2 protein-coding genes are annotated in these 8,097 nt (G+C 54.5%); one reads left to right on the top strand and one right to left on the bottom strand.

Going from position 1 to position 8,097, the window contains the following annotated elements; translation table 11 throughout:
* Positions 1 to 4,574 (bottom strand): KxYKxGKxW signal peptide domain-containing protein (locus LPA02S_RS09585; RefSeq protein ID WP_225354996.1); only part of this gene is annotated, 4,574 nt, incomplete at its 3' end.
* 775 nt (positions 4,575 to 5,349) lie between these two features.
* On the opposite strand from LPA02S_RS09585, the gene LPA02S_RS09580 reads away from it, so the two are divergent.
* Positions 5,350 to 7,461: an ATP-dependent Clp protease ATP-binding subunit gene (locus LPA02S_RS09580; RefSeq protein WP_056957044.1), complete on the top strand. Its 2,112-nt coding sequence runs from the start codon at positions 5,350 to 5,352 to the stop codon at positions 7,459 to 7,461.
* Positions 7,462 to 8,097: the final 636 nt, after the last annotated feature.

The raw sequence follows: 8,097 nt of genomic DNA, 5'->3' as shown, positions 1-8,097 counted from the left end.
GTTGAAGCAGCAGATTCGGCAACCGAAGCGGCCGACGATGCTACCGAAGCGGCGCTTGATGCAACACTTTCAGCTGATGAAGCTGTCGAAGCGTCACCATTTGAAGCCGCGGAACTAGCTACAGAAGCAGCGCTCGACGCTACCGATGCCGCACTGGATGCGTCCGATGCGGCGCTCGACGCAGTCGAGGCAGCCGACGAAATCTCGGTGTTGTCTGGGTTAGCGCTAGCGGCGGAGCTAGCCGTCGATGCGGCACTCGATGCTACCGAGGCGCTCGATGACGCGGCACTTGCGTAGGAGCCAGCGTTGGTTGCGCTAGAGCTAGCTGCGGATGATGCGGCGGAGCTATCATCACTTGTTGCCGCGGTACTTGCAGCACTCGCGTAACTCATTGCGGCGGATGCTGCACTTTGAGCAACTTCCTTTTCCTGAATTGCGGTACTGTCAGCAGCCGAAGCTACGGCAGCATATGAAGAAGCTGCGGATAGGTTACCAGCAGCATCTGCAATGGATGCTGCTGTAGCGGCGCTAGAGGCTACGGTTGCTGCGGATGATGTTGCAGATGCAGCTGTCGAAGCGACAACTGCGACACTATCTGCCGAACTTGCAGCAGCACTGGCATCACTACCAGCATCTGCATATTTATCAGCAACACCTGCGTAACTAGTAGCGATACTGCTAAACGTGCCGGCATCAGTTGCATTAACTGCAGCGTTAGAAGCGGAAGACGACGCCTGAATTGTGTACTGGCTCGTAACCGTTAACTCTGCAGGTCCAATCGTTGACTGGTTGGTCTTACCATTGGAAGTAATGGTGGCAACCACATAGTAGTACGCATCATCGTCTAGGGTGACATTACCCAAGTCGAGGGTAGACCCGGTTGCGCCGTCAATGGCGACACCGTTTGACCCATCGGAATTTTGCGTCTTGTACCACTGATACGTAACCTTCGCTGAAGTGTCTCCACCATTGGTCAGGTCCGTCAGGTTTTCTGGTGTGAAGGTTACGTGATCGCCCACGCTGGCGGTTTGGTCTTCCAGACCATTACCAACCGTAACAATCTTCGAGGCGCTCACAGTCGTACCATCGCCATTGGTTACAGTGACTGTCAGCAATGTAGTCCCCGCCTTCACAGCGGTAAAAGTACCATTGTTGTCAATCGTACCGACGTCCGTATTGCTTGATGCCCATGTCACCGTACCAGTTGCGTTATCGGGGTTAGTGGTATCGCTAAATTGGTAAGTGTTACCGGTGTAAACGTAGTCGTTACCATCAATCGTCACGTTCGTCGCAATGATATCATTGGCGTAGAAGTTGACCTGGGCAACAGTGCTTGCTCCAGCCGTAAGACCCGTCCAGCCAAGCAGAGTACCCTTGTACACCGCCTGGGCTAGAATAGTCTGAGCCGTATTGCTGGTAAAGGTGATTGTGGACTTAGTCCCGTATGTCCCAATCCAGTTTTCACTGGTGGTGGACAAATTGGAAATGTAACCAGCAGTTTGGGCATCGGCGGCAGTCATCCATGTGCCGTCAACGTTTACGTACCAGTTTGCGGCAATCCCAAACCAATCGCTGAGAAAGACGGACTGCATAAACGAAGCAGAAAGTGTCACCGTCTTGCCGACTACAGCGTTTTGATCAGCAGGGTTAGTCACATTACCGGAAGTAACACCCATGTTACCCCACATCCACGCATCACCAGAAGGATCGCGTTGATCGGACGATGTGTCGACACTGTAGGCAGCTGCACTGGAAGCGGCTGCTGTAGCCAAAATAGCAGTCGAACTAGCAAAGCTGGCATCATCAACTGCGGCTGTGGCTGCGGAACTGGATACTGCGGCGAACGATGCCGCCGCAACGTAATCACCAGCTGATGCAGCAGAAACGGCAGCGGAGGCAGCACTGGAAGCAGCAGTAGAATCAGCGACCGCTCGCGTGGAGTAGTACGATGCCTGAGATGCATAGGCTAGGCCTGCAGCAGCATAACTGGAGCCTAAAGTAGTGTTATTGCTTACTGCGGCAGCGGACTTAGCAATCGATTGTGCCGCGCTAATTGCCGTATTAACGTTAGCCAAGCTGTTAACCGCGCTGGCCGCGGTGCTGTTATAAGCGGTACTTTCGGCGTTAAAGATAATGGCCATCGCGTTGCTAGTCGCTTGCGATGCGTTATTGTACGCTTCGGATGCCATGCTGTTGTAGGTAGCAGCAGTCTGAGCAGCAGTAGACGCCTGAACGTATGTGGTTGCCGTGGAAGCAGCTACGGCGGCGCTCGATGCGACTGCAGCTAAGGAAGCAGCTTGGCTCCTGTATGAGTTAGCGGCCGTGCTGTACGCTGCGGCAGCGCTAGTGAAGGCAGCGCTTTGAGCCACGAAGGCGTTGCTGACCGCGGTCGCGGAGGACTGTGCCTGCTTTGCAAAGGAACCAGCCTGCGATGCACTTGAGGATGCATTAGATGCGTAACTCTTAATCAAGTACGCCGCGGTTGACGACGACGCGGTAGCTGAAGCAGCCAGGAGAATAGCATTCTCCGCGTTGGATACGGCCACCGCACTGTACGATGCCGCAACAATTGCGGCGCTCGATGCAGTGGAAGCAGCTGTGGAAGCATCCGTGGCGTACGATGCTGCTGAGGAGTAGTTACCAGCAGCCTGGGCGCTCGATGCATTACTTGCGGCCGTGGAAGCTGCAGCTGCTGCACTCGAAGCGGCAGTGGATGCCCTCTGGGCGCTGGTTTGCGCAGCCTTAGCGTTACTTGCAGCAAACGAGGCGTTCAAGTCAGACGTCGTGGCGGCGTTGCTAGTCATATTGTTGACTGCGCTAGTTGCCGCTGACGTAGCAGTTGAGGCGTCCTTAGCTGCACTGGAGGCTACCGTCGCTGATGAACTAGCCTGTGACGGGTATGAGCCGTTGGTGTTGTTTACGACGATGGTGATGATATTTGTAGCAGCGCGACCGGACTGACCAAATCCACCAGAAAGCGTGTAGTAACCTTGGAAATAATAGTTTCCTGAGTACGAAGGAGTAAACGTGAATGAACTTGCAGAACCTACCGTGTTCCAGTTAGTCCCATCAGTCGACTCGTAGATTGTGTACGCTTCATCGTTTTTAAACACAAAACCATTTGACGTAGACATCGTTAAAGTGGCACTGCTGCCCAACGTAATGGCGTCAGAGTTCGCAGCCAAAGTGGCGGATGCGTTCTTAGACCCCGATTGCGGTGTATTCGCCATCGACGCATTGTACTGCGCGGCTAAGCTGGCAGCAGAAACCGTCTGGGCCGAGTACGACGCAGCGGAAGCAGCGGCCTGACTCGTAACGGTGGCTAGCGAGTATGCTTGCACTACGCTCGTCAATGATGTAGCAGCGTAGGATGCCGCCGTCACGTTCGCGGATGATGCCTGGGCGGCGTAACTATTGGCCGACTTAACGTATGCACTACCCTGCGTGGTCGTAATTGCTGCCACGGATGCGGCAGCGCTCGACGCTACTTTGGCAGAGGAAGCGGCGGCTGAGCTAGAAGTCGTAATCTGGGTCGCCGCGTCAGAAACTGCAAGACTAGACGCCGAAGAGTTGTTGGCAGCCGCGGCGGAAGCTGCGGAAGCTGCCACGGTAGCCGCACTCGTCGATGCGGTTGCGTATGACATTGCCTGATTTGCGTAGCTGTTCGCCGTTGCAGCATCACCCGCCTGGGCAGCCGACAGCGCGAACTGGTAAGACATCGCGGCAGACGAAGCCAATGCCTGTGCCTGTGATGCAGCTGTGGAAGCAGCTACCGCCACAGAACTGGCAGCTTCGTAGTATTGCTTAACCGACGTGTTCGACGAATCGTAGCGCATCGCCGTGTAAGCGTTGGCCGCATTGCTTGCAGCTACACTTGCTAATGACGATGCGCTATTCGCTGTAGATGCAGCCGTGTTGGCCAAGCTGCCGGCATTGGCAACGTTAGCGGTTACCGCAACGGATCCAGCACCGGTTGCGGCACTGGCCGCCTTAGCAGCAGCAGCGGATGCAGCCGCCGCCGTCGAGTCAGCTGCCGTGGATGCAGCTTCCTCAGAGGCTGCGTTACCCTGCGAGCCATACATAGCTGCCAGACTAGCGTACTTCACGGTTGCGTCGTACTGTGTCTGTGCTTCGCTATACGCGTTGTTGGCCAAAGCGGCGAGTGAAGCCGCTGATGACGTACCCGCAATAGCAGACATGGACGTAGCGTAAGAAGCCGCACTAGACGCGGCCACAACACTAGCCGATGCGGAAGAAATCGCCGCATCAGTATTCAAAGTAACAGCGGTACTGGCCGCAGTGGCGGATGAGGACCCAACAGCTGATGATGCCGTTGAGGCCGTAGTGTCCGCGGCCGTTGACGCCGCAGTATTATCCGCGGCTGATGACGCTGCCGTAACGGCAACCCCAGCCTCCGCAGCGGAAACGGGCTGCGCAGAACCAAGGACCGCGCCACCGCCAAGGGCAGTTGCGGCGATGAATAATGAGGCAAAAATCCACTTTTTGCCGTCTTTATACATGCGGTACCTAGTATTCTTCGCATTCCGGTTGCGCTTCATGTTAATTAATCTCATCAAAGTGCATACACCTCTTCTTTCAAAGTAGCTACTCTATGCGTAGTTAACCCGCACAGATCCAAACTACAACGCAACAGGCGCGCTAACCATTATTAGTAATGGTTGGCGTCCCTGCCTTGCACATGTCCAACAAAAAAGCCGACAGTATCCGATATTGTTAATGAAACAGGACACAACAACTCAAACAAGTTGCAAAGCCCGACATTTCCCCACAAATATCAGCTTCTGGCAGCAGCAAAATACAAATTATTAAAACTTTAGTGCTAAGTAGATTATAAGTGAAGTCGTGATCTGATTGCAATGGATTTTGTCATTTTTAGACGGTATTGCCCGTTTTGAATCGCTTTACAGAGGCTTTTTTAGACACTTACATTTAATTAGTCTGTTTTTAATTTCTGCCTAGATACCCTCATTAACCACTTGATTAATTGCGGTAATTAATTCAAACAACCATTTATCTGCCCGCCTGTATTCACACTCTGTATTGCTGGGTTTCTCAATAAGACAGGATGGTTAGTCTTCTATTAATGGTACTCGCCCTTGAATTGCTACCGCTTGCCGAATTTTAGCACTCAAGTTGACAGAGTGCTAAAAAGGTGCGATAATACATTATGTAAACAAGAGAACGACGTGAGGCAACTTGTTTGCGGCTGCCAGTTGAATAAGCAGAAGCATGGGTACCACCACGTCGGTGATACCTTTTTCTACGCCCTGAGCGGTGCTCCTGTTTACCCAACTAAGCAAATACACAACCCTGAAGGAGGGAAACATTATGGCACAGTTTTCAGACCCATTTTTCAACAATGACATGGACGACTTTTTCAACCAGGTAATGCGGCGCATGGGCAATGACGGCTCCGCGCGTTACGTCGTCAACGGCCACGAGATGACCCCCGACGAGTTTGCACAATACCGCTCTACTGGTAAGTTGCCCGCACAGTCGACTAACGAGATCCCGGTAGATCAAACCGGCGAATCCGCCCAGAAACAAGGTGGCACCCTGGAAAAACTCGGCCGCAACCTGACCGCAGAAGCCAAGTCTGGCCTGCTGGATCCGGTCATCGGTCGCGAACACGAGATTCAGGAAACCGCTGAAATTCTCAGTCGCCGGACCAAGAATAACCCGATTCTAGTTGGTGACGCCGGTGTCGGGAAAACTGCGGTGGTTGAAGGGCTGGCGCAGGCCATCGTGGCCGGCAAGGTTCCGGAAGCAGTCAAGGACAAGCAAATCTACTCGATTGACCTATCCAGTTTGGAGGCCGGCACCCAGTACCGTGGCTCCTTTGAACAAAACATTCAGAATTTAATCAAAGAGGTGCAGGCGGCCGGTAACGTAATCCTGTTCTTCGACGAAATTCACCAAATTCTCGGGGCTGGCGCTACCGGTGGCGAGGATGGCAGCAAGGGCCTCGCCGACATCATCAAGCCGGCGCTGTCCCGTGGTGAAATCACCGTGATTGGTGCCACCACCCAGGACGAATACCGCAACACCATCATGAAGGACGCCGCCCTAGCACGCCGGTTCAACGACGTGACCATTAACGCACCAAGCGCCGACGACACCTTCAAGATTTTGCAGGGAGTCCGCAAGCTGTACGAGCAGCACCACCACGTTACTTTGCCAGACGACGTGCTGCACGCAGCCGTGGATTACTCGGTGCAGTACATTCCGCAGCGCTCCCTGCCCGACAAGGCCATCGACCTGTTGGACATGACGGCCGCACACCTAGCGGCCCAGCACCCGGTGATGGACAAAGTCGCCCTGGAGGACCACATCAAGGACTTAACGCAGCGGAAGGACGAAGCGGCCCAGAAGGAAGACTTTGAACAGGCTGCCAAGTTGAAGGACGAACTGGCTGCGGCGCAGAAGCAGTTGAACAGTGACGAGGCCACACCTGACCAGGTTACGGCAACGCCGAATGACGTGGCCGCTGCCGTTGAACGGCTGACCGGGATCCCAGTTGCCCAGATGGGTGCATCCGACATCGAACGGCTGAAGGGTATTGGTGACCGGCTCAAGGGCAAGGTGATTGGCCAGGATGAGGCCGTCGATATGGTGGCCCGCGCCATCCGTCGGAACCGAGCCGGCTTTGATGAAGGCAACCGTCCGATTGGCAGCTTCCTCTTTGTTGGCCCAACTGGGGTCGGTAAGACGGAACTGGCCAAGCAGCTGGCCCGCGACCTCTTTGGCAACAAGGACGCCATCATCCGGCTCGACATGTCCGAATACTCCGACCGGACTGCGGTTTCCAAGCTGATTGGGACTACCGCCGGGTACGTCGGGTACAACGACAACAACAACACTTTGACCGAAAAGGTACGCCGGAACCCGTACTCCATCGTGCTACTGGATGAAATCGAGAAGGCCGACCCGCAGGTACTGACGTTGTTACTGCAGGTAATGGATGACGGCCGCTTGACGGACGGCCAGGGTAACGTGGTCAACTTCAAGAACACTGTTATCATCGCGACCTCCAACGCCGGCTTTGGTAATGAAGCATTAACCGGCAAAGCTGCGGTAGACCAGACGCTCATGGAACGGCTCGCACCGTACTTCCGGCCAGAATTCCTCAACCGGTTTAACGGCATCGTGGAGTTCAGCCACCTGTCCAAGGCGGATTTGGGCAAGATCGTCGACTTGATGTTGGATGACGTCAACACGACTTTGGCGAAAAAAGACATTACGCTGACGGTCAGCGACGACGCAAAGAACTGGCTGATCGAGCAGGGTTACGACGAGGCGATGGGCGCACGGCCGCTCCGCCGTGTGATTGAGCAGAACATCCGCGACCGCGTCACGGACTTCTACCTCGACCACCTGGACGCGAAGACGCTCAAGGCCGACCTGGTCGACGACCACATCGTCATCAGCGCACAGCAGTAATTGTGTACGCAAAGTAGGGCTGGAACCCATGTTGGGGTGCCAGCCCTTTTTTGCGTGTGGTCTTAGGTTGGTGTGTGCGAACATGCGGCCGGGTTTGGGGGCTGCGGCTTACGTGTCCTCCGCCGTGATTGTTGCACCCGCACGCTCCAGCCCGTGCCGGGCTTCCCACGGATTCACGTTAATTCGTGCATATTGACACAGACGTTTGGGCGCCAAAGATAACGACGACGCAGGTCCACAATTAACTTGATTCCTGCACCGTCCACTAGAGTAAATGCTATACAAAACGATTCCGTCACACTACTACCGGCCGAGGAAGAATGCGCTAATCCGGGCCATATACAACTATGTGATAGCTACCCGTCGCCTCAAAATTAGTCACGCCTACTTAACCTAATTCAGTATTGCCACCCTCTTTGGAAACCAACCAATTAGGCCTGCTAGTTTGCCTCAAACGTACGGGTACACTCCATAAGATTCATAATCGAACAGCAAATTTCGTTACCCTACTATTTGGAAGTTAAGGGGGCGGCAACGTGCCTGAGATGCAATTGCCGGAGTGACGTGAGGCCGCGTCGGCCGAGTTGACGAGCGTAGGCTGTGGGGTCGGAATGGTAACCACTGCCGGGGTGTAAC

Source organism: Lacticaseibacillus pantheris DSM 15945 = JCM 12539 = NBRC 106106 (assembly GCF_001591865.1).
Classification (GTDB): domain Bacteria; phylum Bacillota; class Bacilli; order Lactobacillales; family Lactobacillaceae; genus Lacticaseibacillus; species Lacticaseibacillus pantheris.
This window is presented reverse-complemented; position numbering and strand designations above follow the sequence as displayed.

Coding starts and splice junctions, on each gene's coding strand:
- LPA02S_RS09580 (WP_056957044.1), top strand. CDS start 5,350: ATGGCACAGTTTTCAGACCCATTTTTCAACAATGACATGGACGACTTT.